31 protein-coding genes are annotated in these 25,686 nt (G+C 60.0%); 3 read left to right on the plus strand and 28 right to left on the minus strand.

All coding sequences use genetic code 11. The features are described from left to right. Nucleotides 1-57: 57 nt before the first annotated feature. The 3 genes from AC3WLP_RS01190 to AC3WLP_RS01200 all read left to right on the plus strand — a co-directional run bounded on the left by AC3WLP_RS01190 (nucleotide 58) and on the right by AC3WLP_RS01200 (nucleotide 3,830). Nucleotides 58-1,341 (plus strand): AAA family ATPase, encoded by a 1,284-nt coding sequence (locus AC3WLP_RS01190; protein WP_088512427.1) that lies wholly within the window; start codon nucleotides 58-60, stop codon nucleotides 1,339-1,341. Then, nucleotides 1,338-1,829 (plus strand): hypothetical protein, encoded by a 492-nt coding sequence (locus AC3WLP_RS01195; RefSeq protein WP_143516711.1) that lies wholly within the window; start codon nucleotides 1,338-1,340, stop codon nucleotides 1,827-1,829. The genes AC3WLP_RS01190 and AC3WLP_RS01195 overlap by 4 nt, the downstream gene beginning before the upstream one ends. A gap of 1,005 nt (nucleotides 1,830-2,834) precedes the next feature. Beyond that, a complete protein-coding gene (locus tag AC3WLP_RS01200) occupies nucleotides 2,835-3,830 on the plus strand; it encodes a hypothetical protein (protein WP_088512428.1) in 996 nt (331 codons plus the stop codon). Nucleotides 3,831-3,893: 63 nt separating this feature from the next. On the opposite strand, the gene AC3WLP_RS01205 is transcribed toward AC3WLP_RS01200, so the two are convergent. From AC3WLP_RS01205 to AC3WLP_RS01340, 28 genes are all read right to left on the minus strand, one after another. Next, entirely contained in the window at nucleotides 3,894-4,688 is a 795-nt protein-coding gene (locus AC3WLP_RS01205) for a DNA adenine methylase (protein ID WP_088512429.1), read from the minus strand. Nucleotides 4,689-4,839: 151 nt separating this feature from the next. Beyond that, nucleotides 4,840-5,394 carry a lysis system i-spanin subunit Rz gene (locus AC3WLP_RS01210; protein WP_088512430.1) on the minus strand — a complete coding sequence of 185 codons (555 nt, stop codon included), beginning with the start codon at nucleotides 5,392-5,394 and terminating at the stop codon, nucleotides 4,840-4,842. Then, nucleotides 5,394-5,963 carry a glycoside hydrolase family 19 protein gene (locus AC3WLP_RS01215; protein WP_088512431.1) on the minus strand — a complete coding sequence of 190 codons (570 nt, stop codon included), beginning with the start codon at nucleotides 5,961-5,963 and terminating at the stop codon, nucleotides 5,394-5,396. Before AC3WLP_RS01215 ends, AC3WLP_RS01210 begins: the two co-directional genes overlap by 1 nt. A 37-nt stretch (nucleotides 5,964-6,000) precedes the next feature. Continuing rightward, entirely contained in the window at nucleotides 6,001-7,044 is a 1,044-nt protein-coding gene (locus AC3WLP_RS01220) for a phage late control D family protein (protein WP_088512432.1), read from the minus strand. Nucleotides 7,045-7,104: 60 nt separating this feature from the next. Further along, nucleotides 7,105-7,311, minus strand: coding sequence for a tail protein X (locus AC3WLP_RS01225; RefSeq protein WP_064490571.1), 207 nt, complete (start codon nucleotides 7,309-7,311; stop codon nucleotides 7,105-7,107). After that, nucleotides 7,286-8,131 (minus strand): phage tail protein, encoded by an 846-nt coding sequence (locus AC3WLP_RS01230; RefSeq protein ID WP_088512433.1) that lies wholly within the window; start codon nucleotides 8,129-8,131, stop codon nucleotides 7,286-7,288. The genes AC3WLP_RS01225 and AC3WLP_RS01230 overlap by 26 nt, the downstream gene beginning before the upstream one ends. Before the next feature lie 9 nt (nucleotides 8,132-8,140). Then, nucleotides 8,141-11,998 (minus strand): phage tail tape measure protein, encoded by a 3,858-nt coding sequence (locus AC3WLP_RS01235; RefSeq protein WP_088512434.1) that lies wholly within the window; start codon nucleotides 11,996-11,998, stop codon nucleotides 8,141-8,143. Between the two features lie 131 nt (nucleotides 11,999-12,129). Continuing rightward, nucleotides 12,130-12,426 (minus strand): phage tail assembly protein, encoded by a 297-nt coding sequence (locus AC3WLP_RS01240; RefSeq protein WP_088512435.1) that lies wholly within the window; start codon nucleotides 12,424-12,426, stop codon nucleotides 12,130-12,132. 48 nt (nucleotides 12,427-12,474) lie between these two features. Continuing rightward, the gene (locus AC3WLP_RS01245; RefSeq protein ID WP_088512436.1) at nucleotides 12,475-12,984 is read right to left on the minus strand and encodes a phage major tail tube protein; all 510 of its coding nucleotides are present in this window, start codon (nucleotides 12,982-12,984) and stop codon (nucleotides 12,475-12,477) included. Between the two features lie 12 nt (nucleotides 12,985-12,996). Beyond that, nucleotides 12,997-14,160: a phage tail sheath subtilisin-like domain-containing protein gene (locus AC3WLP_RS01250; protein WP_088512437.1), complete on the minus strand. Its 1,164-nt coding sequence runs from the start codon at nucleotides 14,158-14,160 to the stop codon at nucleotides 12,997-12,999. Nucleotides 14,161-14,223: 63 nt separating this feature from the next. Continuing rightward, the gene (locus AC3WLP_RS01255) at nucleotides 14,224-14,547 is read right to left on the minus strand and encodes a hypothetical protein (RefSeq protein ID WP_088512438.1); all 324 of its coding nucleotides are present in this window, start codon (nucleotides 14,545-14,547) and stop codon (nucleotides 14,224-14,226) included. A 63-nt stretch (nucleotides 14,548-14,610) separates the two neighbouring features. After that, a complete protein-coding gene (locus tag AC3WLP_RS01260) occupies nucleotides 14,611-15,075 on the minus strand; it encodes a hypothetical protein (RefSeq protein WP_088512439.1) in 465 nt (154 codons plus the stop codon). 9 nt (nucleotides 15,076-15,084) lie between these two features. After that, complete coding sequence (locus AC3WLP_RS01265; protein WP_088512440.1) at nucleotides 15,085-15,825, minus strand: hypothetical protein; 741 nt, start codon at nucleotides 15,823-15,825, stop codon at nucleotides 15,085-15,087. 5 nt (nucleotides 15,826-15,830) lie between these two features. Continuing rightward, nucleotides 15,831-16,697: a phage tail-collar fiber domain-containing protein gene (locus tag AC3WLP_RS01270; protein ID WP_088512441.1), complete on the minus strand. Its 867-nt coding sequence runs from the start codon at nucleotides 16,695-16,697 to the stop codon at nucleotides 15,831-15,833. Then, nucleotides 16,694-17,416, minus strand: a complete 723-nt coding sequence (locus tag AC3WLP_RS01275) for a phage tail protein I (protein WP_088512442.1) — start codon at nucleotides 17,414-17,416, stop codon at nucleotides 16,694-16,696. Before AC3WLP_RS01275 ends, AC3WLP_RS01270 begins: the two co-directional genes overlap by 4 nt. Beyond that, nucleotides 17,413-18,393: a baseplate assembly protein gene (locus AC3WLP_RS01280; RefSeq protein ID WP_088512443.1), complete on the minus strand. Its 981-nt coding sequence runs from the start codon at nucleotides 18,391-18,393 to the stop codon at nucleotides 17,413-17,415. Before AC3WLP_RS01280 ends, AC3WLP_RS01275 begins: the two co-directional genes overlap by 4 nt. Continuing rightward, the gene (locus tag AC3WLP_RS01285; RefSeq protein WP_088512444.1) at nucleotides 18,390-18,716 is read right to left on the minus strand and encodes a GPW/gp25 family protein; all 327 of its coding nucleotides are present in this window, start codon (nucleotides 18,714-18,716) and stop codon (nucleotides 18,390-18,392) included. Before AC3WLP_RS01285 ends, AC3WLP_RS01280 begins: the two co-directional genes overlap by 4 nt. 2 nt (nucleotides 18,717-18,718) lie before the next feature. After that, nucleotides 18,719-18,967, minus strand: coding sequence for a hypothetical protein (locus tag AC3WLP_RS01290; RefSeq protein ID WP_088512445.1), 249 nt, complete (start codon nucleotides 18,965-18,967; stop codon nucleotides 18,719-18,721). A 60-nt stretch (nucleotides 18,968-19,027) separates the two neighbouring features. Beyond that, on the minus strand, nucleotides 19,028-19,348 hold the full coding sequence (locus AC3WLP_RS01295) for a hypothetical protein (protein ID WP_088512446.1): 321 nt from the start codon (nucleotides 19,346-19,348) through the stop codon (nucleotides 19,028-19,030). A 7-nt stretch (nucleotides 19,349-19,355) separates the two neighbouring features. Continuing rightward, complete coding sequence (locus AC3WLP_RS01300) at nucleotides 19,356-19,958, minus strand: phage baseplate assembly protein V (protein WP_088512447.1); 603 nt, start codon at nucleotides 19,956-19,958, stop codon at nucleotides 19,356-19,358. Next, nucleotides 19,955-20,485 (minus strand): hypothetical protein, encoded by a 531-nt coding sequence (locus AC3WLP_RS01305; protein ID WP_088512448.1) that lies wholly within the window; start codon nucleotides 20,483-20,485, stop codon nucleotides 19,955-19,957. Before AC3WLP_RS01305 ends, AC3WLP_RS01300 begins: the two co-directional genes overlap by 4 nt. Next, nucleotides 20,478-21,140 carry a hypothetical protein gene (locus AC3WLP_RS01310; protein ID WP_088512449.1) on the minus strand — a complete coding sequence of 221 codons (663 nt, stop codon included), beginning with the start codon at nucleotides 21,138-21,140 and terminating at the stop codon, nucleotides 20,478-20,480. The genes AC3WLP_RS01305 and AC3WLP_RS01310 overlap by 8 nt, the downstream gene beginning before the upstream one ends. Beyond that, a complete protein-coding gene (locus tag AC3WLP_RS01315; RefSeq protein ID WP_088512450.1) occupies nucleotides 21,137-21,451 on the minus strand; it encodes a head-tail joining protein in 315 nt (104 codons plus the stop codon). Before AC3WLP_RS01315 ends, AC3WLP_RS01310 begins: the two co-directional genes overlap by 4 nt. 2 nt (nucleotides 21,452-21,453) lie before the next feature. Then, complete coding sequence (locus AC3WLP_RS01320) at nucleotides 21,454-22,449, minus strand: major capsid protein (protein ID WP_088512451.1); 996 nt, start codon at nucleotides 22,447-22,449, stop codon at nucleotides 21,454-21,456. Nucleotides 22,450-22,509: 60 nt separating this feature from the next. Next, entirely contained in the window at nucleotides 22,510-22,857 is a 348-nt protein-coding gene (locus AC3WLP_RS01325) for a head decoration protein (protein ID WP_088512452.1), read from the minus strand. Next, nucleotides 22,854-24,005 (minus strand): head maturation protease, ClpP-related, encoded by a 1,152-nt coding sequence (locus AC3WLP_RS01330; RefSeq protein WP_088512453.1) that lies wholly within the window; start codon nucleotides 24,003-24,005, stop codon nucleotides 22,854-22,856. Before AC3WLP_RS01330 ends, AC3WLP_RS01325 begins: the two co-directional genes overlap by 4 nt. Then, entirely contained in the window at nucleotides 24,002-25,483 is a 1,482-nt protein-coding gene (locus tag AC3WLP_RS01335; RefSeq protein ID WP_088512454.1) for a phage portal protein, read from the minus strand. The genes AC3WLP_RS01330 and AC3WLP_RS01335 overlap by 4 nt, the downstream gene beginning before the upstream one ends. Next, a complete protein-coding gene (locus AC3WLP_RS01340; protein ID WP_056806607.1) occupies nucleotides 25,480-25,686 on the minus strand; it encodes a phage head-tail joining protein in 207 nt (68 codons plus the stop codon). Before AC3WLP_RS01340 ends, AC3WLP_RS01335 begins: the two co-directional genes overlap by 4 nt.

The raw sequence follows: 25,686 nt of genomic DNA on the forward strand, positions 1-25,686 counted from the left end.
GAGAGCCGATCCGAAGCTAAGATCGCGCGTAGAAAACTGTTCTAGAAGGGAAGCCAGATGTTCAGCCTGAAAGTCAAGGACTTTTCTTGCATAAAAACCGCCAATCTTGAAATATCACCATTAACATTGATCATTGGACCTCAAGCCAGCGGAAAAAGTGTGATATGCAAGCTAATTTATTTTTGCAATGCAACTAGTGCTGAGATATCCAGATATCTTGTAGAATTAAAGTATGACTTTGAAGCTTTGACAAAGTTTTTAAGCGCTCAATTCTGCGAATGGTTTCCAGCTTCAGCATGGGGCGAACGCAGATTTAACATTGAATTCACAACACCTCTGTACAGCTTGAAAATCAGCAGAATCTCCACATCTGATAAAATTCGCGTTAACTTCTCCGAAGAATACGCCAGCTTCTACAGGTCACAAATTGACATACTGAAAAAACTACCCGCACGCAAAAGAGGCAATACTACTGCAGACGAGGAAGATGATTTTTTTGAGCTTGAATATCGCTCCGAGCAACTTGTCACGGAGCATGTAACTAAGTGGCTCGGAAGACATGCAATTTTCAACCAGCTATTTATTCCCGCCGGCCGATCCTTCTTCACAAGCATTGGAAAAGCGCTTATAGCATTTGAACACAGTGGCATTCTGGAGCCACTGACGCTCTCGTTTGGTCGTAGATTTTCATCGGTTCGAGAATTTTATTCTCGACGCAGCTCAGCAGCTAGAAATCAAATATTCATTAACTTGTTTTCCGATCTTCTTGGTGGCACCCCCAAGAACGATGGAGGAAAAGACTATCTCCAAGCGAAGGATGGCCGTTTGATACCTTTTGCCGCGCTGTCCTCTGGCCAACAGGAACTGATACCCCTTGCGATGACACTTCATACGCTGTTCTCGGTCAGAAGCGGCGGCACGATGAATCCCTTTACTCAACGAATAACAAAACGAAGCGTTTACATTGAAGAACCTGAGGCTCACCTTTTCCCTAAAGCCCAGAGTGACTTGGTCGAAATTTTAGCGTCTCTGATTAGCAAACGAAGAGTGCGCGATCTAGTTATCACCACACACAGCCCTTACGTCCTATCAAAATTCAATAACCTTATCAAAGCTGGACAACTCTCCAAAACAAGCAAAGACCACAAGTCATTGGATCAGATCATTCCTGAGTCCGCCTGGATCCCGCCAAGGGCAGCGCTTGCCTACGCTATTATTGATGGAAAGGTTCAGTGCATCACCGACCCAGACGGCTTGATTGCTGCCGATTACCTTGACAACGTTTCCTCTGATATCATCGATGAATTTTCCGAGCTTCTAAATTTTGAGCGCAACTTATGACCGGCAAAGCAAAGGAATGCAAAACTAAAACCAAGGTTTGCTGCCCCTACACAGAAGTGACTAAAGTATCAAAAATCAAGGTCACCGACAAAGGAAGCATACGTTTTGCTGTCATTAACAACAAGGAGCGCAAACCTCATACTGTTAGAAAAATCGACGGTGGACTGGTAAAAAATGAGACAGCTGCAGACTGGATGATTTCCAAGCCCGATGTCGGGGACATCATAATTGAGCTTAAAGGTTGCGATGTTGAAAAAGCGATGATTCAAGTTATTGCTGCTACTGAATTCGCTAAATCCAACCTGCTACTCCAAGGGAAAACAGCAGGCTTAGTTTTATGTACCCAGCATCCTGGAGCCACCACGAAGATTCAGCGCGCGCTTCAGTGTTTCTCAAAAAAATTCGGCGGCCCCATACATGTTCGCAACAGAAGCGGAGAATTTGAATTTGAACATGTATTGAGTTTCAGGGGTCCTGAACGAGCGTAAATCACCAATCACTTTCCCTAAGAACTGTACAAAATCAAGGTAGATGCCCAACCCACAATATCGGTGCTTGGGCGTCTTTCTGCATTTAGTACTTGTGTAGGAACAGCATACATTCTTCTAGAATAGTGCAAGGTTCCTTCTAGTTTTATTCATAGGAATTTGAACCCGCCCGCGTTGCGCGGCAGGCCGCTTTAGGCCCGAAAACATTGAACTCTACACGACTCATAGAGGCTCAAGGCGGCCTGATACGGCCCCGATTCTGCCCTAAATCTGCCCTAAACCCTGCTCGCCTTTGCCAACGCAATCGCTTCGCATATACTGGCTATATGTACAGATACGAGTGCAATCGCCATGACCTCTCACGTTCTTGATCGGCAGCCGCTTCGCCTCAACCTAGACGCCGACCAGATTGAAGTAATCGCATCGCTCATGGATCACTTGCCGCTCAGCTTCACTGGAAGTCATTGCGGCCCAGCTCGAGAGCTGCTGGGCTGGGGCATAGATGACCTAGGTGCAAAATCCGGCGTTTCCACAAAGGCCATCCAGCGGCTTGAACGTGGGGCATACCTCAACCCAGTCAGCATGCTAGCACTGGCATTTGCGCTTGAGGCTTAGGATCTATTGTTCTTTCCAGGCCCCCCCGCTGAGGGGCGAGAACTGTTGCGGATCTACAAGAGATCCGCGTAGCCTAGGTGACTACTACCTACGAGGGTTCTGTCTCAGGCCTGGCATGGGAACGATGACGGCCAGTCCCGATATCGAACAGATAGAGATCCTTGTCGACAATGTGGCAAACCAACGACTAGCCGAACTGGAGACGCGCAGTCTTAGCTGACCAGGCCACGCATGCATCAAACCGAGCAAAGGGTTGCCGATAGTAGTGCTCTTGAGTTATAGGCGATGAGCGTGATCAAGACAACATCATTGATGCGCAGAGCCACCTCTAACTCATTGGTACCTTAACGCATCCCACCAGTGGAACACGACCTCGCCTGGACAGATTGAATGATACAGTTCTTAGCAGATCAAATAGATCAAATGGACCTCGCCATAGATCAGCTTGCGATGCGAGATCGCAATCTAGACCGATTTGCGATAATGCTAATAGATAACGTCGTCGAGTTAACGCTTCACACACACGCTGAAAACTTATCATACACTTCCTACTCTTACCTAAATCCAGATAAACGCCCCTACGACCAAAAGCTCATTCGGGATGCTCTGGGACAACAGTTTGACCGAAAGGTGAAATTGGCGAAAGCATCCGAAATGGTGCAATCAGAGATCTGCGAGAGCATTAACTACTTACATAGTTTTAGAAACACCGCATATCACAGCGGCCGTCGCCATGAGGGGATTCTGCACGCCCTCGCGATATTCTATTTCAAAAATGCTTGCACCGTACTGCAAAAATTTCGCCCATTTGTCTGGTCATACGGTGATTCTGACAAAGTGTCATTGAGAGCGATGAAATACTTAGGGAAGATTGAATTCATGGCCAGCCAGGAAGGTTTCGGCTTAGCATGGAAGAGGATGTTGGAAATCGCTGAGTCGATGGAGGATAGTCTAATTTCCGATCTTCATACAGACATGAGCTCCACGATCGAAAAAACAGATAAGGACATCAATTTCCTGCTGGAAAACTCTACGCACCACAATGAAGACCGTAAGACAGTGCTTATTGAGGTTCAGTTATGGCCTGCCTTCCACACAGCCGCTACCGATGACTTTCTTGAAAGAGCTGGCCATACAACCCTAAGCGATAGGGAAAAGATCGACTACCTTAGAGCAAACTACAACTGGCCTCTCAAAAGTGACCCTATACCTAGTTGGAGAAATCGACTTCAGTCTCTGAGGAACGAAAAAAATCCGCACCGCGCGCTGAAAAAATATTGTGACTTCCATACTCAGACTGAGCAGATCAGAATGGAAATTCGCGAAGCAGTTTTCCAACTAGACTCTCACATTCAAAATGAAATTGATTACTATCGCGGAAAGTAAGACAACAACATGTCGGCCTGAGCTATTTAATTATACAAACAGGCCGACACAGATCTTTTTAAGTTAGAATAATTGCCCCAAGCCTGCGGGTTGCCAATTCATGATCACCAGTTCGCCGGTCACCTCCGCCTTGCCCTGCCGCTGGTTCGTGTTGCTATAGCGGATATCCAGGTACTCGAAATGGAATCCGTCGAAGGCTCGACGAATGTCTGCGTGGTCATTGATGCTGACCATCACTCTGCCCTTGCACTGGCGCATGAAGTCGGCCATTCGCTCGTACTCCTCGAAGGGGAAATCCACGCCGTAGCCGGCGGTCTGCCAATATGGCGGGTCCATGTAGAAGAACGTGTGCGCTCGATCGTATCGCTCGGCGCAGGCGAGCCAGGACAGGTTCTCGACGTAGGTCCCGGCGAGACGCTGCCAAGCGGCCGATAGGTTCTCTTCGATACGCAGCAGGTTGATGGCCGGCCCCGTGGTAGCGGTACCGAACGTTTGCCCGGTGACTTTACCTCCGAAGGCGTGCTGCTGCAGGTAGAAGAACCGAGCTGCACGCTGAATATCGGTCAGAGTTTCAGGGCGCGTCATCTTCTGCCATTCAAAGATCTGCCTGGAGCTAAGCGCCCATTTGAATTGGCGCACGAACTCCTCCAGGTGGTTCTGCACAACTCGGTAGAGGGTGACCAGGTCACCGTTGAGATCGTTCAGCACCTCCACGGGGGCGGGCTGGGGACGCATGAAGAACAACGCGGCACCGCCGGCGAAGACTTCAACGTAGCACTCATGAGGGGGAAAGAGGGGGATCAAGCGGTCGGCCAGGCGGCGTTTTCCACCCATCCAGGGAATAATTGGAGAGGTCATAGGTATGCAAGTCTTTACTGTATGGATAAACAGGTGTTAGGCTCGCCGCGCTTTGTGCACAAGGCAGAGGCCACGGCTGGACTTGCAGGAAGGGTCTGCGGGTTCGGCGGGCCGGGCTAGATGTTGGCGCATCTACCCGGCTCGCCTCTTTTCATTTAGTGACTTCGTGGACGTAGGCCTGGCAGGCCTTCAGTGCGATCAGTCCTCGATCACCAGTGTCGGTGATGCTGATAATTCGTTGAGCATGCGCTGGGTCAAGTCGGGCGCGAACGGCTCCATGAACCACGCCTCCGGTACTGGCGGCTTCTCGCATCCCAGCGTCACAACCCGGGGTGGCAAAGGCTCCGGCGTCGACAAGGACTGACAGCCGCAAGTCAGCAGTAGCCAGCCTGTCACGCAGGCGAGCTTGAATCTGTTGTGCATCGCTCATCTCCTTCCAATGTGTTTTGTCCTGCTCCTGCAGGCGATCCTCCAGGTCTTTGCGCTGACTTTTCTGTTCAGCCAACTGCTCCAGGGCTGCAGCTGCAGCTTCCTCACGATCACGACCGTAAGCCCGATCCTTATCTGCCAACTGCTGGACATAGTCTGCAGCCTGGTCAGCCAACTGCTTTCCGTACTCGCTGGCCTGCCACACCCAGGCCCCACGCCCGCCGGTATAGAGCCCGACCGCCACGGCTAGGAGTGCGATACGCCAATTCAGCGGCATTACTGCAGCACCTCAAGCGCACGCTTATAGAGCGCCTGGCGATCCTTCAACCCGTTCAGGCCACCATTGATACGGCGCGTGATCAGCTCGAACATCGAGTCATCGGCCTGCAGCACCTTGTCCGCGAGGCTATTGAGCCCCGCACGCTGCCAGTACCAGCCGGCCGAAAGCGAGGCGTATACGGGCTGCTCGAGCAGCTCGGGGGTGTTGAGCAAGCGGCTGTCACCGAACAGTGCTTCACTGCAGGCCCCGTAGTTGTCGCGGCCGGTGATCTGAATAAGCCCGCGGCCACGGTACCGCTGACCGTCGCCGTCAGCCGCCGGGGTGTTGCCGAGGCGCTCCGCCAGCCGCCCCGTGTCGTACTTGGCCAGGTAGGCATCGTTACCGAGCTCTCGCACATACTGCAGCTGGCCCGACTCATGGCCGACTTGCGCAAGGAACGCAGCCATACGCCGAGGGGTGATGATCGAATACTTGCCCATGGTTGCGTTGAGGCCGGGAACAAAAACGCCGGCTTTGCGTCCGGCGATGGGGAGGATCTGTTGCAGCTGTTGAACTGAGATAGCCATTGGTTTCTCCAGTGATGGCCGTGTACGGCCATGAGGGTTAGAGCTGCTCAACCTTGAGCGGCTTATCGTCTTTCTGTTTCTTGCCTGAGGCCTTGGCCTTGCCCTTCTTGCCGCCGTTACACTCCACGGTCGTCGTCCACCCGCTGGCCGTGAACACTTGCTCCACGCTTTCCACCAGGTACTCGCCATCGAGCCCCACCTTGAAGCCCTGGGCATTCACCGTGCACTCCGCGAACAGGTCGTGCCGGCCGGCCATCTCCAAGCGCACGCCGGCGGTGCTGCGGTTGAACGCGGCCAGCCGCGCCTTGGCGGCCTGTGTGGCAGCAGTCTCGTTGGGGTAGATATGGCGGTCGGTGTGAACCGGGGGCAGGCCGTCCGGCGATTCGTTGTTGTCCAGCTGGACCACTTTCAAAGCGCCGGTTTTCTGATCCTGGTGCTGGGTTTTCACCGCTTTCTGCGTGCTGCGGTCGCTTAGCCGGAACTGGTAGCGGGAGACGTCCGTCTTGTTGACGGTGACAACCTGCAGTGACTTGCCCGAAGTGCTCTTCCCGCCCTGCCGGGGCATGACCAACAGCTTGCCCTGGGCAACCTTGGCGGTGCTGTCGTACTGCCGCGCCAAGCGCGTGACAAAGTTAAAGTCCGACTCATTACGCTGATCGATACGCTCGACCTTCGTCGTGACCGGGCACACCACTTCCCAGCCGTTGCGCTTGGCGATTACGGTGACGATCTCGGACAGCGGCACATTCTCCCAGCTGCCGCTACGGGTGGTCTTACCGCTGCCACGCATGTCGCTGGCCTTGCCGCGAATGGTCAGCTCATCAGGCGGACCAGATAACTGCACTTCGTCGACCGTATAGGCGCCCATGCGCTTTAGCGGTTGCCCCTCGTAGCCCAGTAGAACCTCCACCACACCACCCCGGGCAGGCAACGCAACTACCTGGTCGCGATCGTCAATGCGCAGCTCAAACTCATCCGACTCCATGCCAGGCTTGTCCGAGATCCGCAGCAACAGCAAGCGGTCATTGATCAGCGCGGTGATGTCCTTGCGGTCCGCGATGATTCGATACGTTGGTTTCATGCTTACTCCAGAAACAGGAAGCCCCGCACGGGGCGGGGCTTCGTTACGCATAGCGCGGGATCAGTCGAACAGCTGCAGTAGCTCGACCGCCGGTGCCGACAGATCGGGCAGCATTATCAGCAGACCGGCGCGGTAAGGCTGTGCCTCCCTGGCTAAATCAGGGTTGGCATCGAGCACTGCCTCGACCGTGCCATTGAGATTTCCGTAATGGTGCTGACAGATCACATCGAGCAGATCTCCGTCAGACGTTCTGCAGGTCGTTGCCATAGCTCACAAATTCCAGGTTGAAGCCCTGTTTACGGGGGATGCCACCAGCCAGCAGGTGGCTTTGCTCCTCTTCGATATTGACCAGGCACCAATCGCCCAGCACCTCGCCGTACCCCGTGACCAGCTTCAGCGCTTGCAGATTGCGACCGATGCTACGCAGCACGCCCAGTTGCTTGATGCCACTTTTGTGGTGGGGGAAGATCGCACCCTTGAGCGTTATCTTGTCCTCGCCCAAGCCCACCGCCTGCTGGGCGACGCTCCGCCGCAGACGCTCTTGGCCAGCCCAACGGAACGACGTCTGACGCCGCAACTCATCAAAGGCGGCGGTGCCCAGGTTGAAGTAATACGGCTGTTTCTTCGGATCGTGCGGCTGGATGATCAGCAAGTGCGGGTAAGGCGCGACCGCCTCAGGTAACGGAGTGGCCGAACCCAGCAGCCCGCCGGTCGGTAGCACGTTGGACAGTGACGGGCTGACCAGCCCCGCCACCCGGCCGGCCTGGGCTGTGACCTTGGCCGCCATTTGTTTGAAAGTACCGAGCCGCTCCTGCACCTGAGTAGCGCCGGTGACTCCTCGGCTATACATCGAAGCCACCTGCCCCACCTGAGACTGTGCCACGTTGATACTGCGCACTATCCGGCCAAGCTTCGCACCGGCCTCAGGCCCCACGAACGGGATGTTTTCCAGCTCCGAGGCGGCCCCCGTGATGCTGCCGACAGCGCTATTGAGTGGGGACAGCATGCCATCCACCCCCTTGCGCCCGGCCTCCCCCGCTGCAACCAGCCCGGACAGGGAAGACTCCAGCTGCTCCATGTAGGCCATAGGCCCTCCTTAAACATGCGGTTGATCGAACAGTTGAGCCGAAGCCATGCGCACCGTAGCTTCGCGCTGCCACGCCTCAAACAGCCGTCGCAGAGGCAACTCGATTTCTCGGACGACTTGTGACGGGTCTTTCACATCACCCTGAACATCGATTCTGATGTTTGGCGAGAACGAGAACGCCTGATCTACCTTCGGCGCCGATACCGTGACAGGAGCAGCCGCTTTGGCTGGCTGAGCCAGCTCGAGCAACCGAGGTGGCACCGGTGCCGACTTGGCCACCATGTCACGCACCACATCACCGAAACCGGCCGGCAGCGTGGCGAACTGGGGGACAGGTGGCGGAGGCGCGCCATCGGCGGCGGGCCAACGTTCGCGACTATCGATCACCACAGGCACCGGCGCTGATTTAGCCGGGACCTCGCGCATCGTTTCGCCTAACTTCACCGGCAGCGTGGCCGGCGCCGGTTGCGGTTGGGCTTGCGGTGGCACCAGGCCGGTCCCTGGGAAACGCACCTTGTTGACCGTCAACGCCGCCAACAGGTAGGGATCCTTGGACTCGGGGTCGCGCGGGTCATACGATACTGCAGGCGCAGTCGGCGCTGGTGTAGCCACGGCTCGCACTGAGTTGCCCAACTTCGGCGCTTCCTGTAGCACTGGTTCAGGCACAGGGTCAGGTTGCGCCGGCGGCCCCCCCGGAAAACGCAACTTGTTTGCCGTCAATGCCGGTACCAGGTACGGATCCTTGGACGCCGGGTCGAACGCTTCAGGCTCCGAAGGGGTCGGGGTGGGCACGGCTCGCACCGTATTGCCCAACCTCGGAAGCTCCTGCAGCACCGGCGCTGGATCAGGCTCGACCACTGGCTCAGGTTGCGCCGGCGCCGAACCGGTCTCCGCGCGGAGTGTGTCGCCTAGCTTCGCCGGTGGCTCCTGCAGGATCGGCACCGCCTCGGGTTGAGCCTCGGGCGGCACCGGCGGCCGCACCAGTGGCGCAGCTGGGAAACGCACCTTGCTGGCCGTCAGCGCGGTCACCAGGTACGGGTCTTTGCTCAATGGGTCCGGCGGGTCATACGACACGTCAGACTCAGTCGGGGTGGGGATGACCACAGCTCGCACCGTGTCGCCCAACTTCGGCGGCGGCTCCTGCACGATCGGCGCGGCCTTAGGTTGAGGCTCTGGCTGCGCCGGCGGCCGCAGGAAGCGCACCTTGTTGGTCGTCAGCGCAGGCACCACGTGCGGGTCTTTGGACGCCGGGTCTAGCGGGTCATATGACACCTCAGGCTTGGCCGGCACCGGGGCTGCTACGTTGTGCACCGTGCCACCCAGGGCCGGTACCGGCGCCGTCGGCATTGGCTGCGTGACAGGCTCACGGTTGTCGATCACTACCGGCGCTACAAGAGCAGCCTTCGGCGCTGCAGGCAACGGGGCCGAGGTATCAACCTTGGGATCTGGCTTGTCCTTCTGCGCCGGTGCCAAGGTTACCTGTACCGCCTCCTCATGCGCCGGCGGACTTTCCGGCTTCGCCGTGGCCTCGGACTCGGGTTGTTCATCGCCAAACCAGCGCTTACCCAGCCACCCGCCGAGCGACTCGCCACCCATGCCACCCAGTACAGCGCCGATTGCGCCGCCTACTGCAGTACCTATGACCGGTACCACCGAACCGATGGCCGCCCCAGCAGCCGCGCCGGCAAGCGTTCCCGCAAGGCTGCCAGCTGCACCACCGTACCCCTCTGCCTTCTCGTCTTGAGAGCTGGCGTTCATCGCGACATCAATCGCAGCAACACCGGCGTCAATCACATTCCCGCCAGGCAGTCGCTTGGCAAGACGCGTAACGCCCCGCACCGAGCGGACAACCCTGCCCAACTCTGCAACGCCGGCTACCATCTTCGGCGCAGCAACTGGAATAGCGGGCTTCATCAGGGGCGACTTGGGCGCCTCAACCTTCACCCCGGGCCGTGCTGGGGAACCTTGCCTTGCCTCTCGTCTGCGAGCCCGGCGCCGGCTTCTACGACTACCCCGGGCAGGTGCAGCAGGGGCGCTGTTTGTGACGCTACTGCCGATCCCGCTGAATGCATCGGCATTGACCACGAACACCCGCTGCGTGTCATCCCTGCCTGCTAGCGGATCGTTTGCCGGCGCCGCATCCTTCGGCGTTGCTCCAAACACCTTACCCAGCAGGCCAAGGCCGGTATCGACCACTTTGCTGCCCGTCTTAGGCAGCTCAATGGGCGTGCGATCGCCACGCCCTGCCCGGCCGGCCATCCTCTCCAGGCCTCGACCGCGCGCGATGTTCAACACACCACGTCCGATCTTGAACGCACTGGATGCAGTCTTGAGTGCGAGGATGGCCGCCACGGTACCGGTAATGCCTGCCACAACAGCCGGGAAGCTGTCAGACAGCGAGGTAATGCCACGAGCGACGGCAGTCAGGCCCTTCGACGCCATGTCAGTAGCTGGGCGGATCGCGTCGCCAATGCTGCGCATTGCGTCGTCTGCCGCTTGGACTGTCTCGGCCCACTGCTGCGCCGATGTTTCACGGCGCTCGGCGAGGTTCTTGTCGAGGATGCCCGAAGCCTTTTGCGAGTCGGCTTTGAGTTCCTCATATAGCCCTCTGTTCTGCCCGTAAGCAGTCAGCGCCGCCTTGACCTGCATATCGGCGAAGATATCGCCCGTGCGCAGGGTCTTTTCCAGGGCATCCAGCGCCGCTTTAGCTTTCTCAGGGTCGACTTCCTTGTCGATCTTGGCCTTGGCCGCCTCGATCTGTTTGGCCTTCGCCGGATCGGTCGCCTCGATGTACTTCATGGCCAGGGCCATGGACGCCTCAATGACGTTCATGCCCTTCTGCAGGCCGGTATTCAGCGAGGACTGATAATCAATGCCGGCATCCTTATAAGCCTTGACCACCTCGCCAGAACCGATCTTCTCCATCCAGTTCTTGAAGTTGTTCGCGGCTTCGTCCGAACTGCCGGCGGTCTTCATCTGCACCTGCAGCATCGAGCCGAGCGAGGTCACCGCATCCAACCCGGTGATCCCGTTTTTCTCCATGCCGGCAAGCAACTGCGGGAACCACTTGGCCATGTCGCTGGCCTCGAAGCTACCCGCCTGGCCTTGGTAGGCGATCGCCTCCAGCGCCTGCTGCATGACTTTCGGGTCGCTGATCTTGGCGTTTTGCTGCAGCGCCTGGATCATCGATGCAGTGTCGACACCCGAAGATCCTTGGCCAATCGCGAACTTGGCCGCGACCGGGGCATACGACAACGCCTTGTCCAGCTCCATGCCGGCGCCGACCAGCTGGTTGACCAGGTCGGCCACGTCGTTGCGCGACATGCCTGTGTCTTGGGCGGTATCGATCACCGTCCGGGTCAGTTGCCGCTCCTCCGGCTTGTTGACGATGTCGGCCTTGATCGCAATATCACGGATGACCGATTGATAATTTGCGCTGATCATCGTCGGCACTGCGGCCATGCCTGTGGCAACTACGGCCTGGCCGATGTTCGACTTCATCGAGGCCTTGCCCGCCTGCAGCTGCTGGTGTCCCTTGAGCTGCAAATCGGCGCTCTTCGCCTCACGCCCCAGGCGCTGATATTCACGACTGAGGCGACCAACCTCGATGCCCTGCTTGCGCAAGGCATCCAGATTGCTGTCCAGCTTGCGCTGCAGTTTGTCAGCACCCGCAGCACCGCTGTCGTGCGCACGCTTCCACTCTTCGCGCAGCTTGATGGTTTCGCCAATGGTGCTCTTCAGCACCTTGGCCCTGTTGCCTTTGGCTTCCAGCTTCTGGATGCCGTTCTCGACCGTCTTGAACGCTGCGCCTACCGATGAGGCAACAGCCCCCCCGATCACCAGCGATAACGCTAGCCTGCTTGCCATCGGTGCCCCCTGTGCAAGCTCAATCCGTGAGCCACCAGACCATGTCCGCGTAGGACATGGTCAGGATCTCTGCGGCGGAGAAATTCAACTCAGCCGCAAGTCGCTTGGCTGCTTGCTTCTGTGTGGCGGGATTAAAGCTCGTCGTCTCGCACCAAAAAGTTGTAACCGGTCGCCAGGCGGTTGTAGTCCTTGTAGGTGAGGCCTTCCAGGTCCTTGACGTGAACGTCGGCCAGGGAGGCGAACAGGTTCAGCTCGCGCTGCTCGTCGTCACCGTTTGAGGTCTGGGTCGAATTACGGATATCGCGCACAGTCGGCGCCCGCAGGGTGATGGTGTCTTGCTGAACGCCGTTGAGCTGGGCCGGGCTGGTCAGCGTTACGGTGACGCGGTCGGCTTCCAGTTTGATGAATTTCGGCAGTGGCTTGGCCATGGATTGGGGTCCTTGATTCGAAAAGGGATGCGGAAAAGGCAGGAGGGATTACAGGCCGAGGTCGCGGCGCTGGCTGGCCAACTGGTCGACGCCATTGATGACGCGCTTCATGCCGGCCGGGTCGATCTCGTAGATGACTTCACCCGCGACCTCCAGCTTGTAATAGGTCAGGGCCACAGCGTGCTTGAGCTCGGCCTTGTCGCCCGGCTTCCAGTCACCCATATCCAGCTCTTTCAAGGTGCCGCGCTGGGTGACGATGACCGCCTTGGTTTCCCCCTTCTGGCCCTTGAACGATCCACGGAAAGTGCCGTTGAACGCGTTGCCATCAGCCAGGCCGTAAAACTTCAGCGACTCTTTACGCACGCCGGTGGTGGTGAAGTTGGACTCCATCTTCTCCATGCCCACGTCCATCTCGATAGGCATGTCCATGCCACCAGGGCGGTGCTCTTCCATCTTCAGCGTGAGCTTGGGCAAGGTCAGGCTGGGCACATCGCCCTGGAAGCTGACACCGTCCACAAACAGGTTCATGTTGGCCAGAATTTCGGGAATCATTGCCATGTGATGCGCTCCTTACGCGACTTGGTCGAGGACTTCGGTCAGCCACTGATTGGTGACTTCGATACGGAAATTCGGGTTTTCAGCCGGCGGAACGTCGGTAAAGCGGATGTTCCAGTACACCTTGCCCTGCTCGAGCTGGCTGGCCGTGTTGAGCACCGGGTCGGCGTAGACCTCGAAGTTGATGATTGCGCCCTGGGCTTTCAGGTCGCGCATGAAGGCCTGCAGGCCCTCGGTCACATCGCGGATGTAGGTCGAGGTAATGCCTCGGTCCACTGCCCACTTGTGGCCGTACAGGATCGCGTCCATGACCATGTCCATGGTCCGCACACGGGTGACGAACGCCCATTTCGAATCGCTCGACAGCGTGCGGTTGCCCCACAGGCGGAAGCCGTCGTCACGGATGATGGTCGCGATGTTGGCGTTATTCAGCAGGTTGGCCCGGCACGTCTCGTCGCCGTCCAGGTACTCAATGGCACGGGTGGTGCCAGTGATGCCGACAAACTCTTTGTTGGACGGCGACGACCAGAAGCCGTATTCGCTGTCGGTGTAGGCAAACACGCCGGCAGCCCAGGCCGAAGCCGGTGCATCGATGGTCGCGCTGGTGGTGTCCCACAGCTGCACGCCGGGGTCGACCATGTACAGGCGCTTGGAGCCGAACAGCTTGGCGTAGGTGGTGGCCGCCTCGTCGGTGGTACCGGGGCCGTCGATGATCCCGACCGCGCGCAGCTTTTCCGCAATCGACTGCATGACGGTGGCTACCGCCTGGGTCGCGCTGTGCTTGGGCGCGACGATCAAGCGAGGCTGTGCGTTGAAGCGGCTCTTGCCATCCAGCAGCGCCTGCAGGCCAGTACGCTTCCCACTGGCCTGCACGCCGCCAATGATCCCGGAAATCTGCGCCGCCGGGTCGACTACCTTGGCCACACCGGTGGCGACGATCACTGCCTTGGCGCGGGCATAGATAGCCTGGCAGGCCTTGGTGATGGCCGACGCCGCGCCGAACGCGGCGACTGCCTCACGCTCGTTGGTGATCAGCACCAGGTCACCAGCTTTTGCCGTGGCGCCGACGCCCTCGGTGAAGGTGTCGACCAGGCCAATGATCGAGGACGATGGCAACGAGACGTTGCGCGCGCCGGTGTCGATGTTCGTTACGGTAACGCCGTGAAAGAATCCAGACATTTGAAACTCCAGAAAGCACAAGGCCGCGTCATGCGCGGCCCGAGGATGGGAGAAATAAAACTGTCAGCGATGCAGGATCTGCAGCACCTCGACCAGCAGCGCCACGGTCAGGCAGGCCACCAGCGGGCAAAAGAAGTCGAGGCGTCCATCTACGGTCCATCGCCAGATGCGCAGGCCGTCGTACCAGCGCAGATTGGCCAGGTGCACCGCCTCGACGTGCGCCAGGTTGCGCTCGCCCTGGGTGTACTCGCGACCGGCGAAAAAGAAGATGCCGGCAGCGGCGCCGGCCCAGTGGCCAGCGGGGACGCCCAGCCAGGCCAGGAAGCCCCACAGGGCGCCCATGATCAGCAACGCCGCCAGGACGTGCTCGAAGTGGGTTCGATTCATGCGTGCCCTCCAGGCACAAAAAAAGCCGCTTAGCGGCCCTTGGGGTTACGGGGTGAAGTTGGGTTAGGCCGCGTTACCGACGCCCTGAATGCGCGCCTTGATAGCGGCAATCGCCGCGTCTGCCATGGCCTCGGCCTGCTCGTGACTGGTGGCCTTGAGCACGTCCTGCTTGCCTTTCAGGCGAGCGGCGCGGATGTCGTAGATCGCAGATTTCCAGGCGCGCGACTCGTGGAGAATGCTCTCGGTCGCCGCCTGCGCATCGAGACCGGCCGCATCCATCCAGGCTTGTACAGTTGCCGGAACCTCGCCGGCATAACCTGCCGCCGCGAAGCTCTCGGCCTCATCCGCCGTCATCCGATACTCTACTGCGCGCAGCGGATCACCCAGGACCGCGCTACGCGCCTGATCGGCCGCCTGATCTACCTGCAGAGCCGCTGCCAGCAAGGCTGCATTCAAGGGCAGACTGTCGAAGCTGAAACCGGCATAAGTACGACCGCCGAATTCGATGTTCAGATTTTGAGTTTGCATATATGCCCTTTAGAGTACGGTCAGATTGGTCATGAGGTTGGAGACATCTTTGGGTGAGGTGCCAGCGATAATCCCGTTGATGTAGCGTCCGCCGAACGACGCAGGGAACGACGTCCCGAGCACTTCGAAGACAACGGCGCTGTTCGGCGCACCAACAATGAACGCCGTCCCATCCGCAGCAGACGTGAACTCGCACGAAGACACTTTCACCGCCAAGATCACCGAGCCCCCGTTAGAAGTGCTCTTGAAAAAGGCATTGACGAAACCGGTCGGTGCTGGATTCAGCCCGGCCGGGCTCGGCAGATCGACCGTAACATCACTGAGCAATACCTGCGCACCGTTTGCCAGAACAATGCCAGACAGGTAATGCGCCGAGCCGTCAGTGATCAGGTAATACGCTGGGCTAATCTTTCGCTTCACCCCGGTGGTGTCGCTGAAGATCGAAAGCACGCGAGAGTCGACGGTGATGTTGATCGCCATCCGGTAATCGCCCTGCAACCGAACGATGCACAGCCCCCCTACAGGGGTGTTCGCCAAGGCTTTGTCGATCGTTTTCAGCGGCCGCGCTGCCTGGCCGTCGGCGTTGTCATCGCCGGTGAGCTGGTTGACGTAAAAGATTTTCCGGCCTTCGGGAATAGCTGCAATCGCAGCCGCGACCGAAGAGTCAATGCCGGCCTTCTTACCGTTGAAATAGTCGATCAGCTTGGTGGTTTGCGTAACCAGGTTGGCTACATCAGATTCGAGACTCATACGTCTTATGCTCCAAAGGTGTTTTGAGTTACTAGGGTTTGCAGGGCGATGAGCGCCGCCGCATTACAGACGACAGCGCTCACCAGGCCCTCGCGGTCAGCGTCTTGACGCCGCTCGGCAGCCAGCAGGCGCTGCGCATGGTTGTCGAGTACCGCGCCGGCTCGGCGCGAACTTCCCGCCAATTCGTCGAGTTGATCCTGCCGCTGCAGGCCGTACAGCTGCTCGGCAATGACTGCCGAGGCATTACCGACAGCCGCACTGGCAAGGCCATTGCGGTCGGCCTCCTGGCGCGCTTCAACCTCCGACATGCGCAGCAGCAAGCGGGAAATCTGCTCACCTGCCACGCGCTGCCATTGGTCTTGCTGGTCTAACTGGTCTTGCCGCTGCAGGCCGCGCAACTGCTCGGCAATCAATGCCTGCGCCTGGGCAGCCAGCGGCCCGGCCAAGCTCAGACTCAGCCCGGCCTCGTTGCTGATGATCGTCACGCTGTCCGCCGGAAGCGCCGCCAGCGACAGGTCATAGGCCAGCAGCAAGTCGGTGTCCGCCGACTTGTAGGCCAGCGGGGTGGATGAATCGGACCACACCGCCAACAGGGTGCCGTCGCTCAGCAGAAAGCCGATTTCCCGCACCCAGAAAGCGCGGTCGCCATCAGCCAGGGCGGTCAGGTGTAGCAAGGTACTGCTCAGGCGCTCGCCCCCGGCAATCGGGTACTTGGCCGTTTGCGCAACCAGGCTTTTCTGGTCGGCCGACGGCGTGTAGCCCGAGGTGCCCAGGGCAATATGGGTGATCTGCGCCGCGATGCCGGTGTTATCGGCACGCAAGATCGCGGCCAGCCCCGCCTTGGTGATCACGGGTTGTAACGGGGTACTCATAGAACAGCCTCCATCGTGCTGCGCACGACGACTAGGGCACGGGTCGCACTGGCGACCACAAAGCCCGATTCAGCATTGATCGGCACGCCAAGGGCCTCGACAGAACGCCGAGACACGCCGAGCGACCGGGTGGCATTGGCGAACTGCAGGCCCTGCACCGCCACGTCGATCTGCACCGCTTGGGCATTCATGCTCAGGCGGTGCAGGCCGCGCCCTCGGGCAACGTTGGCGAACAACAGACCGCCGTCGAAGCGCGCTCCCAGGCGAAACTCGTAGTGGCTGCGCTCGTTCTTTGCCGCGTCGACCAGAGCGCGCAAACGCTCCCCCAACTGCGGCGAGATAATCGAGCCCTCTCCCTCGCGGTTCTCATTCGCCCAAGCGGTGAGCTGGAACGTGTACGGGGCCGCGTTCGGGATCTCGTGCCAGGGCTTGTAATCCGCGTTGACCCGCACCGCCTTGAGTACCCGCCGGATCGCGCCGACAGTGCCCTTGGTCTTGTGGACCGGAATCGCCTCGTGGACCAGCTCACGGCGCTGGGCGGTGGTGTTGGCCGCCTCCCAGCCTTCGACCTTCCAGGCCCAACCGAGCCACGGCAGGAAGTCCGGCGGGCAGCGCGTCGAATCGGCAATGCCTCGGATGATTTCCGGGTCAATGCCCTGCTCGCTGGCCGCCTCCAGCGAGCGCTCCAGCAGGGTGGCGTTATGCGGCAACAGGCTCACGTCGCCACCTTCGTGGTCAGCGTGATTGACGTGCAGTTGGGGTAATGCCGCTTGTCACACGCGATGCCTGCAGCCGGGTGCACCAGGTCGACCTGGCTAATGCCCGTAACGTGTAACGCCGCGTAGATCGCTGACAGCGGCAGCTGCCCCTCCAGGCGCCGCGCCTCGGCAATGGCCGCGTCCAGGCCTTTCCGGGCTGTCGCCTTGACGACCGCCGGATCTGGCCCAGCCTCAACGTACAGGACGGCCTCCACATTGAAGTCACTTGGCGCCCCTACCTGCACACGCGGGCGGTCTGTGATCGGCCGCACGCTTTCGGCCGACAGCGCCGTCTGCACTGTATTAACCAGCTGCGCCGGCAGCGTGGTGCTGTCCAACCTTGGCAGGATGGCCAGCGACACGTCGCCAGGCAACGGCTTATCCAGCCCAGCGTCGTAGTCACAGACCACCACAATGGCACCATCCGGCAGTTGCGCTTTAACCGCGGCATCGAGCGCCACCCCGGTAAACCGGGGCGAGTCGACCGACACGTTGGTCAGCTCGGCCGAGGCGGTCAGCGCGTGATATTCATACGCGCCCCGGCTACCGGCAACGGACAGCGCCTCAAGCGACAGCCGCGTGCGGTAGCGCAACGCCTCGTCGCCTTCCATGATGGCCTCCACTGGCGGCACCGCGTTAGGATCGGCCGGCCTGATTACCAGCGGCTCAACGCCGTAGTCAGCCGCACGATTAACTAGATCCGCGCCAGTGGCATAAGCCAGCAAGCTGGCCTTGGCCGCCGCATTGACCCGCGCGCGCATCAGCAGCTCGCGGTAGGCCATGACCTCCATCAACTTGACCACCGGGTCGGACTCCAACAGCGCGGTCCACTGGTCGCCCATGTGGCTGCGGAATATGCCTACCACCTCCTGATACAGCGCCTCAAAGTCCAGGGTTTCCACCACATCGGGCGGGGGCAACAAAGACAGGTCAATCATGCGTTCACCTCCACGACGGCCGAATTGCCCAGGTACTGGCCTGTCAGTTCCAGACCAATCTGGCCATCGAGCACGGAAACCACCTTGACGCGCTCCAGCTGCACACGCGGCTCCCAGCGGCCCAGGGCGCGGGCCACCTCGGCCTGCACGGCGCTTTTCCATCCGTCGTTAACCGGCAGGTCGACAAAGCGGCGCAGATTGCTGCCGTAGTCCGGCCGCATGCGCCGGCTACCCAAGGGGGTGGTCAGAATGTCCTCAATCGACTGCTTCAGGTGATCGAGGCCCGAGAGTGGCTGGCCGGTTCGACGGTCCACGCCAATCATGGTTAGCCGTCCAGACGCTGCAGGTCAGCGTGCCCACCCAGGAACGCCAGCGCCTCGTCGTCGTCGGCCTGGACGGTCACGCGGCCGGCCAGCACCTTGAACTCGCGCAGACCGTCGCCGGCCTGCAGGAACAGTGAGCGCGAGGTGTAGGCGCTGTCAGTGAAGGTCACGCAGCCCGGCGCGACAGGTTCAGCGGCGGAGCCGGCCGCGTCCGTAGCTGCGTCATCCGCAGCTGTTCTCTTGACTGCCATAAGGCTCTCCAGAAAAGACGAAGCCCGCAAAAGCGGGCCTTTATGGATTGAGTTTCAGGATCAGCGATGGCCGGCAAAGGCCTGCTCAACCGCCGATTTGATTGCACTTGCCAGCGCCTCCGGGTAGAGGTTTCCCGACACGTTGATTGTGATGGCCGGGGCTCGGGTCGGGCGCGGCGTAGGGATGTAGCGCCCAGACATAAGCGCCATGGCCAGGCCTTGAGCGATTTCTTCCGGGTCGTTCTCACCCACCAGCAGCCGACGCCAGTAGCTCAGCATGCGGAAGTGATCCGCAAAGCCGGTGATGCCGTAGCCAACCATTTTTTCGACCATGTGGCGGTCGGTCCCATTAATCGGGGCCTGCGGGTCCTGTTCAGCCATATCAACCTCAATGCTTGTGGTTCGGCGTGTTGCCGGTGGTGTCGATGATCTTCCCGAGGCCGAAGATGTCGCCCGTTACTTGTAACGGCCCATCGATCTGCACGGAGCCCTGCAGGGTGATCATGGTTGCCTTGGCCGTGATGCTCTCGGCCTCGGCACTGATCGCGGTCGACTTGGCGGTGATCGCGTCGTCGGTCAGTACCGCCTTGCTGCTTCCGACCTCGATGTTGACCGTGCCGGTGGGCAGCTTGATGGTGTAGCTATTGGCCGCCCAGTCGTAGATCAGGGACCCGCCATCATCGAAGCGCCACACCTCGACGTGGTCGCGGTTGTCCGGGCGCTCGCCGGCGTTGCCGTACAGGCCGGGAATGAAAGTGCCCTGGGCGGGATCGCCGCTAGGACTGATCAGCGCGCCCTGCTCCCCCAGGCTGGGCGCTCGCCAGTGTCGCGCCTTACCGGCAGCCAACGAGTGCCAACGCACCCAGGCGCTGCTCCAGCCGGTACCGTCTGACATCCGCAGCTTGCCAGAATCCAGGTCGACCGCTACCACATAGCCCTTGATCACGACGCCGGCCAGCATCCGGTCGTGCTCGGCGCTCACGTAACTCACCCCAGGGCCTCCGGTGATTGGTAGAGATGCTCGTTGCCTGGACCACTGTCAGGATCGAAGGCAACCACCAGCGGGCCGGGCTCTCGGGGCCACGGCCACTCCTCCTCTCCGAGATAGATCACCTGAGTCCACTCAACCACCCAGACCGCGTAACTATCCAGCTCGGGGCGGCTCCAGTCCCGCTCTGCCCTTACGAACTGGGCAAACTCAACGGCTAAGCCCCAGGACTGCATCCGTAACAGGACCGCCAGCTGTGCCGCAGCGAACGCGACCACATGCAAGCAGTTGGGCACCTCTGCCCCAACAATCACACGCGCCTCGAAGCGAGCATCGACGGCAGTTTCACCTGTGCCAGGATCCTTGTCCGCACTCTCAAGGCCAGCCAACTCCAGCACTACCGCTGGCATCGGCACGACCTCGATCCCGTCTGGCATGGTGCCGACATAGGCGAGCCCGGTGATGGCAGCACTGATGTGTTGTTCAATCGCCGCGTAGATCCCAGCGAGAGGTATTGGGTCATCAACCATTGCCTGTTCTCCGCAAATACTTCTGCAGTTCAAAGTTCAGCTCTTGTGCAAGTACCACCTTCAACCGTTCGTGAGCGCGATTAGTCCAAGCTTCGAAGTGAGGTCGAACGTCGTCGAGCGAGATCTTCGCCTTTGCCAGCGGGAAGCGACTGTCGTTCTCGGAAATCCAGCCGGACCGGCGACCACCACCCCCAGACACTTCACTATCCGGGTAGTCGGCAGCATCGAAATGCTTGCTGGCTGTGCGAATCCAGATATCCGGCTTGCCCCCGTATACCTGCCGATAGAACGCCCCCTGGTACCGGCGCCCAGCCACCGATACACCGGTTCGAGTTTGCCGAGGACGACCAGCGCGACTGGCTTCGATGGGGCGGATACCGAACCACAGCTTGCCTTGCCCATTGCTGCCCACCGGGAAAGCCTTAATCCGCTGCCTCACAGCAGCGATAGCGACTCGCTCTTGCCGCCCCACCTCCCGCGCAACCTGCCCGCGAAGCCAGCGAAGCGTTTTGTTAATCGCTCGTTGTTGAGCTGCCGCCATGGCCTTGGGTACCAGCTTGGCAAAGTCCTCGAAGCCTTTGACGTCTTCCGGGCTCATCTGCAGGGTCAACAACCCTGCACTGGCTGACAACTTGTGATAGCTGCCGACACTCATGGTGTTTTCCTCAGAACGAGCGTTATCAGGCCGTCGCCGCCTGGCTCTATGCGCGTGATGATGTAGTTGCCACCACCGTCCTCTGGCGGGAGATCGACCACCACACTCTGCCGCGTATCAACACCCGCGTTGTCACCAACGCGGATGACCAGGTGCGGCTCGCGCAGGCTGGTATTGATCTGGCCGAGCTTGGGCTGAAGCCAGGGCGCCGAGAACATACCCGGCACTTCACGCCCCTCGATTAGAGCGGTATCGCCCAGAACATCGAACACCACCGCGTCCACGTCGTCGATCAGGTCACGGAAGCCCATGATCAGGCGGTCAGACGGATAACTGCACGGGGACGCGTACAAATGTGCAACGGGTTGGACTGAGCCTCACCCGCAACACCCTTACCGAAGGGCATCTCCTCCAGCTTGCTGTAGTACGGCAAGCCCTCGGTGTTGACGGTTTCCATGTAGTCTGCCGGCGCGTAGACCGACAGGAACAGTTCCGAAACACCCTCGGGCACCAGGCGCGCTTCATCGTCAGGGACGAATGGAACACCCGCTACCTTGCCCCGGTAACGCTCCCAGCTGATACCACCGAACTCGAACGTTTCACGCCCGTCGCCACGAAGCGATGCGGCCTGCTGGCTACCCTTGTAGGTATCGACAACCGATGAGTGGGCGATGAGTTTCTTCCAGAAGGTCTTGCCGCAGAAAGCGCGGGCACCGGTGGTGGTCACGTTGCCGAGCGCATCTTCTTGCATGTCCAAGGCGTCCACGCACTGCACCTGAATGTTGGCATTCGGATCATTCAGCCCCATCGACTGCTTCTGCTGCGACACCCCGAAAACCTTGTAGATGTCCAGCAGCACTGACGAGCCGTCTGCGTCGAGCACCTTGCCGTTGACTGCCCCCATCCGATGAAACTCGTGAGTGGCATCCAGTTGGCGTTTCGCCTTGGCCAGACGCTTGTTGACCACATCCTGTACGGCCTGTAGCTCCGTCAGCGTGCCGAACGCACGAATACCCTGGATCTCGTCTGCCTTGATCGCAAAGCGCTGCGGCAGGTGAACGGTGTTGAACGGGATCAGAGTGCGCTTGCTACCACCCACCACCAGACCAGAGGTACCGCGCTCGCCCGCCGGCACCAGGGCAAGCGTGTCGCCGTCTTTCTCGATCTGCACGGTAAGGGTGGCGACACCCTCTTCCTGAAACAGGCCAAGAGCTGCGAGGCGTCCTGGCACGTACTCCTGATCGTTAATAGCAGCGGTGAGTGCTGCAACGCCGAAAGCGTCGTCTTGGAAAATGGCAATTTCAGCCATGAGGTACTCCAAAAAGTAAGAACCCCGCTCAGGGCGGGGTTGGGATGAGAGAGAGTCGGGTCAGCGCAGGATGATGAAATGCGCTGCCAATGCCTGTTCCGCATCGGCGTCGATGCCGGTCAGCAGGGCCTCACTGACCTCGGCCAGCCGAACCACCGCGCGGCCACGCCGAACTGTTTCGGACTCGCCGAGTGAGGCATAGAGAATGCACACGGCTTTTTCGCTGCCGTCTTCTGCAGCGGGGTCGTAGGCAGTGAATTCGCTGCTGGCTGTTACCAGGCCAAGCACTTGGCCAGCGACCAGACCAGGACCAGCAGCGACGTTGATGGCTTCGCGGGATATCTTTCCTGCACCCTCGGAGAGCAGGAACTCACCGGCGTGCACCGGCTCCTGGCGGATGTTACTCATGGTCGTGCTCCTTTATTGGCGGCCTGCCGGCGGGCAGCCCAGATGCTGGATGGATTGGGTAACTGCGCCTTGACCTTCTCCTGCTCATCGTCGGCCGGCGGCAAGGCGTTGTTGATCTCGAAGCCCTTACCGGAGCTGACAATCTTCTCGAACAGCCGCGCCCGCACCGCATCAGCGTCCAGGCCGGCAGCGACGTACTCTTTCGCGAGCTCGGGCAACCGCGCCGCGACACAAAGACCGTGCACGGCCTTGGCCTTCTTCAGCGCTGCCTGCACCGTGCTAGCGTCAATCAGCTTGGTCGAAGCTATAAGCGTTTCAGCCAGGTTGCCGATTCCAACCTTGGCGCACTCCTGAGTGATCATGAGCGCCAGCGTCGCTGCGTCAGCAACTTCAGGTTTTGTGGGCGCAGGCGGCTTGACAGGGTCTTCAGCCGGCGGCTTGCTGGCCAACTGATCAAGCAAGGCCTGCGGGGTTTTCTGATAGCGGGCCATGGCAGCGCCATTGCCCAGACAAGCGCGGACTTGCACGCCGGAGCCGATCTCATCGACGAGCCCGAGCGCGAGCGCCTCCTCAGCGGTCAGCCAGCTTTCAGCGTTGACCAGGCGACGCAGCTCGACTTCGTCGATGTCAGGCGATTTTGCCTTGTAAGCCGCAATGATCACCTCGAAGGCTTGGTCGAGCACATCGGCTACCCGCCGCAGCTCTTCGGCGTCGCCTTCGATCCAGGTGTAGGGGTTGTGAATCATTAGGATCGCGTTGGACGCCATCACCACCCGGTGGGCGCCGCATACCGCTACGCTACCTGCACTGGCAGCCAGCGCATCGATACGGGCGGTGCAGCGCTCGCCCAGCCGGTGCAGCGCGTTGTGGATGGCCACGCCTTCGAACAGGTCGCCACCGTTGGTGTTGAAGGCCACCTGAACCGGTGAGACACCGTCATCGACTGCCTTCAGGTCGCGGAGGAACTGATTGGCGGTGATGCCCCAGCCACCGATCTCGCCATAGATGTAGATCTCGATCGGGGTTGGCTCAGCGTCTGCAGCACCCTCGACTTTAGTGGCAGCGCTGATCCGGTACCAGTGCTGTTCGTTTTCGGGCTGCTGCGTGGGCGCCTTGTTGAAAATACGGAGGGGTTTCAAGGGGGTCATGTCTTCTCCTTTTCGTCGGGATCGTCATCGACCGCCGACAAAGTGCTGTACTTGATACCCAGGACCTTCGCCCTGGCGAGATCGGCGGCGTTCTCTTCGTCCACCACTTCGGCATCCGTACCGTTGCGCAAGCAGGTCTCGCTGCGAGTGGTGAATCCGGCAGCGATTTCCATCTGCCGGGACTGGACGTCTTGAACGGGGTGGATGTAGGCCCAGCCTTGTGGCACCCAGCGGGTTCGCTGGTATTCGCGGCGCCGCTGCGAGTAGTCCGGCAGGTCGAGCGCCCCGGCCAGCACAGCCATGTCTAACCAGGCTTTACGCACAGGACGGCACAACTGGTGGACGTAGACCTGGAACTGGAGCTGCTCCAACCGGCGCCGGAATTCGTTCAGCACCACGCGAATCGCCCGGTCATTCACGCCTTGCATGTCGCCGGTCATCAGCTCGTAGGGCAAGCCCGTACCGGCGGCAGCAGCCATCAACTGCTGCCGCATGAAGTCGCGGTAGTTGTTGCCGGCGTCCGGCGGATCGGAGAATTCGATCTCCTCGCCTGCCCCCAGCTCCTGCACCGTGCCGGGCTCCAGCCCCACCATTGGCGTGAACCCATCCCGGTCGAGGTCGACGGCCGCCCCGGTTATAGGATCAAGCTGTGGCCGACCATCCGGCGCTGGCTTTCGCACGAAACCTGCGAACAGGTTGGCCACTTCCTGCCGGAACAACACCGCATCATCGAAGTTGTCCAGGCTGCGCAAGCGCTTCAGGACGGGCGCGAGGCGCGGCACACCGCGCAGCTGCCCCGGCTCCAGTGGCTCGAAGATGTGGAGCATCTGCTCGGCGGGGACACGTACCAACTGGTTGTAGCCGACATTCAGCGAGGACTTGTCGCTGGGGTGGACGCGATAGCACCAGTACGCCACCCGCCGCCCCATGCCATTGAACTCGATCCCTGCGCGGATGACATTGCCGAAGCGGGTCACCTCGAACTTGTCGTGCGGGACGAACTCTGGGGCCAGGCATTGCAGCTGCAGCGGCACGGCGTAGCCATCCTCCAACCGGCGCGGACGCAAGCGAACGAAGCATTCGCCCGACTGCTCGACCGTTCGGGCCACCAAGGCCTGCAGGCCGTAGAAATCCGTGAGCTGATCAGCATCAGCCTCATCTACCCAGTCCTCCCACAGGACCTGCATCGCCTTGCGCACCTCTTTGTCGGCGAGCTGTGGATGCGGCGTAATGCCGGTGCCGATCAGGTTGCTGACACGCTTATCGATGACGTTGGCAGCGTATGGATCATTGCGCACCGCACTGCGCGAGCGAGAACGCAGGTTGCGCAAGGCCGGCATGATCAGGCTGTTCACACCGGTATCCGGCGCATCCCACCCTGACGAGCGCCGCCCCTCGGCGGCGCCTTCGTAGCTGGCCTTGATCCGCTCGGGCACCAAGATTCCCGAGCGGCCGATGGACATGTAACGCCCGCTCATAGTCCCTTGCCCCCGTGGTAGAGGCGTGTAACGCGCGAGCGCGGCCCCGCTGCCTTGACCAGTTCGGACTGGATCAGATCGCGGGCCTTGATCAACTCGTCAACCGTTCGATACTCGACGGTGCGGTCCGAGTACCGAACGATCTTTTCACCACGCGCGATCGCACGCTCGACGGTGGCGAGGTCTGCTTTCGTGTATGCCAT

Source organism: Pseudomonas sp. FW305-E2 (assembly GCF_058782925.1).

Excerpts from the sequence above, each read along its gene's own strand:
- AC3WLP_RS01190 (WP_088512427.1), top strand. The coding sequence starts at position 58 with ATGTTCAGCCTGAAAGTCAAGGACTTTTCTTGCATAAAAACCGCCAAT.
- AC3WLP_RS01195 (WP_143516711.1), top strand. The coding sequence starts at position 1,338 with ATGACCGGCAAAGCAAAGGAATGCAAAACTAAAACCAAGGTTTGCTGC.
- AC3WLP_RS01200 (WP_088512428.1), top strand. The coding sequence starts at position 2,835 with ATGATACAGTTCTTAGCAGATCAAATAGATCAAATGGACCTCGCCATA.
- AC3WLP_RS01205 (WP_088512429.1), bottom strand. The coding sequence starts at position 4,688 with ATGACCTCTCCAATTATTCCCTGGATGGGTGGAAAACGCCGCCTGGCC.
- AC3WLP_RS01210 (WP_088512430.1), bottom strand. The coding sequence starts at position 5,394 with ATGCCGCTGAATTGGCGTATCGCACTCCTAGCCGTGGCGGTCGGGCTC.
- AC3WLP_RS01215 (WP_088512431.1), bottom strand. The coding sequence starts at position 5,963 with ATGGCTATCTCAGTTCAACAGCTGCAACAGATCCTCCCCATCGCCGGA.
- AC3WLP_RS01220 (WP_088512432.1), bottom strand. The coding sequence starts at position 7,044 with ATGAAACCAACGTATCGAATCATCGCGGACCGCAAGGACATCACCGCG.
- AC3WLP_RS01225 (WP_064490571.1), bottom strand. The coding sequence starts at position 7,311 with ATGGCAACGACCTGCAGAACGTCTGACGGAGATCTGCTCGATGTGATC.
- AC3WLP_RS01230 (WP_088512433.1), bottom strand. The coding sequence starts at position 8,131 with ATGGCCTACATGGAGCAGCTGGAGTCTTCCCTGTCCGGGCTGGTTGCA.
- AC3WLP_RS01235 (WP_088512434.1), bottom strand. The coding sequence starts at position 11,998 with ATGGCAAGCAGGCTAGCGTTATCGCTGGTGATCGGGGGGGCTGTTGCC.
- AC3WLP_RS01240 (WP_088512435.1), bottom strand. The coding sequence starts at position 12,426 with ATGGCCAAGCCACTGCCGAAATTCATCAAACTGGAAGCCGACCGCGTC.
- AC3WLP_RS01245 (WP_088512436.1), bottom strand. The coding sequence starts at position 12,984 with ATGGCAATGATTCCCGAAATTCTGGCCAACATGAACCTGTTTGTGGAC.
- AC3WLP_RS01250 (WP_088512437.1), bottom strand. The coding sequence starts at position 14,160 with ATGTCTGGATTCTTTCACGGCGTTACCGTAACGAACATCGACACCGGC.
- AC3WLP_RS01255 (WP_088512438.1), bottom strand. The coding sequence starts at position 14,547 with ATGAATCGAACCCACTTCGAGCACGTCCTGGCGGCGTTGCTGATCATG.
- AC3WLP_RS01260 (WP_088512439.1), bottom strand. The coding sequence starts at position 15,075 with ATGCAAACTCAAAATCTGAACATCGAATTCGGCGGTCGTACTTATGCC.
- AC3WLP_RS01265 (WP_088512440.1), bottom strand. The coding sequence starts at position 15,825 with ATGAGTCTCGAATCTGATGTAGCCAACCTGGTTACGCAAACCACCAAG.
- AC3WLP_RS01270 (WP_088512441.1), bottom strand. The coding sequence starts at position 16,697 with ATGAGTACCCCGTTACAACCCGTGATCACCAAGGCGGGGCTGGCCGCG.
- AC3WLP_RS01280 (WP_088512443.1), bottom strand. The coding sequence starts at position 18,393 with ATGATTGACCTGTCTTTGTTGCCCCCGCCCGATGTGGTGGAAACCCTG.
- AC3WLP_RS01285 (WP_088512444.1), bottom strand. The coding sequence starts at position 18,716 with ATGATTGGCGTGGACCGTCGAACCGGCCAGCCACTCTCGGGCCTCGAT.
- AC3WLP_RS01290 (WP_088512445.1), bottom strand. The coding sequence starts at position 18,967 with ATGGCAGTCAAGAGAACAGCTGCGGATGACGCAGCTACGGACGCGGCC.
- AC3WLP_RS01295 (WP_088512446.1), bottom strand. The coding sequence starts at position 19,348 with ATGGCTGAACAGGACCCGCAGGCCCCGATTAATGGGACCGACCGCCAC.
- AC3WLP_RS01305 (WP_088512448.1), bottom strand. The coding sequence starts at position 20,485 with ATGGTTGATGACCCAATACCTCTCGCTGGGATCTACGCGGCGATTGAA.
- AC3WLP_RS01310 (WP_088512449.1), bottom strand. The coding sequence starts at position 21,140 with ATGAGTGTCGGCAGCTATCACAAGTTGTCAGCCAGTGCAGGGTTGTTG.
- AC3WLP_RS01315 (WP_088512450.1), bottom strand. The coding sequence starts at position 21,451 with ATGGGCTTCCGTGACCTGATCGACGACGTGGACGCGGTGGTGTTCGAT.
- AC3WLP_RS01320 (WP_088512451.1), bottom strand. The coding sequence starts at position 22,449 with ATGGCTGAAATTGCCATTTTCCAAGACGACGCTTTCGGCGTTGCAGCA.
- AC3WLP_RS01325 (WP_088512452.1), bottom strand. The coding sequence starts at position 22,857 with ATGAGTAACATCCGCCAGGAGCCGGTGCACGCCGGTGAGTTCCTGCTC.
- AC3WLP_RS01330 (WP_088512453.1), bottom strand. The coding sequence starts at position 24,005 with ATGACCCCCTTGAAACCCCTCCGTATTTTCAACAAGGCGCCCACGCAG.
- AC3WLP_RS01335 (WP_088512454.1), bottom strand. The coding sequence starts at position 25,483 with ATGAGCGGGCGTTACATGTCCATCGGCCGCTCGGGAATCTTGGTGCCC.
- AC3WLP_RS01340 (WP_056806607.1), bottom strand. The coding sequence starts at position 25,686 with ATGGCATACACGAAAGCAGACCTCGCCACCGTCGAGCGTGCGATCGCG.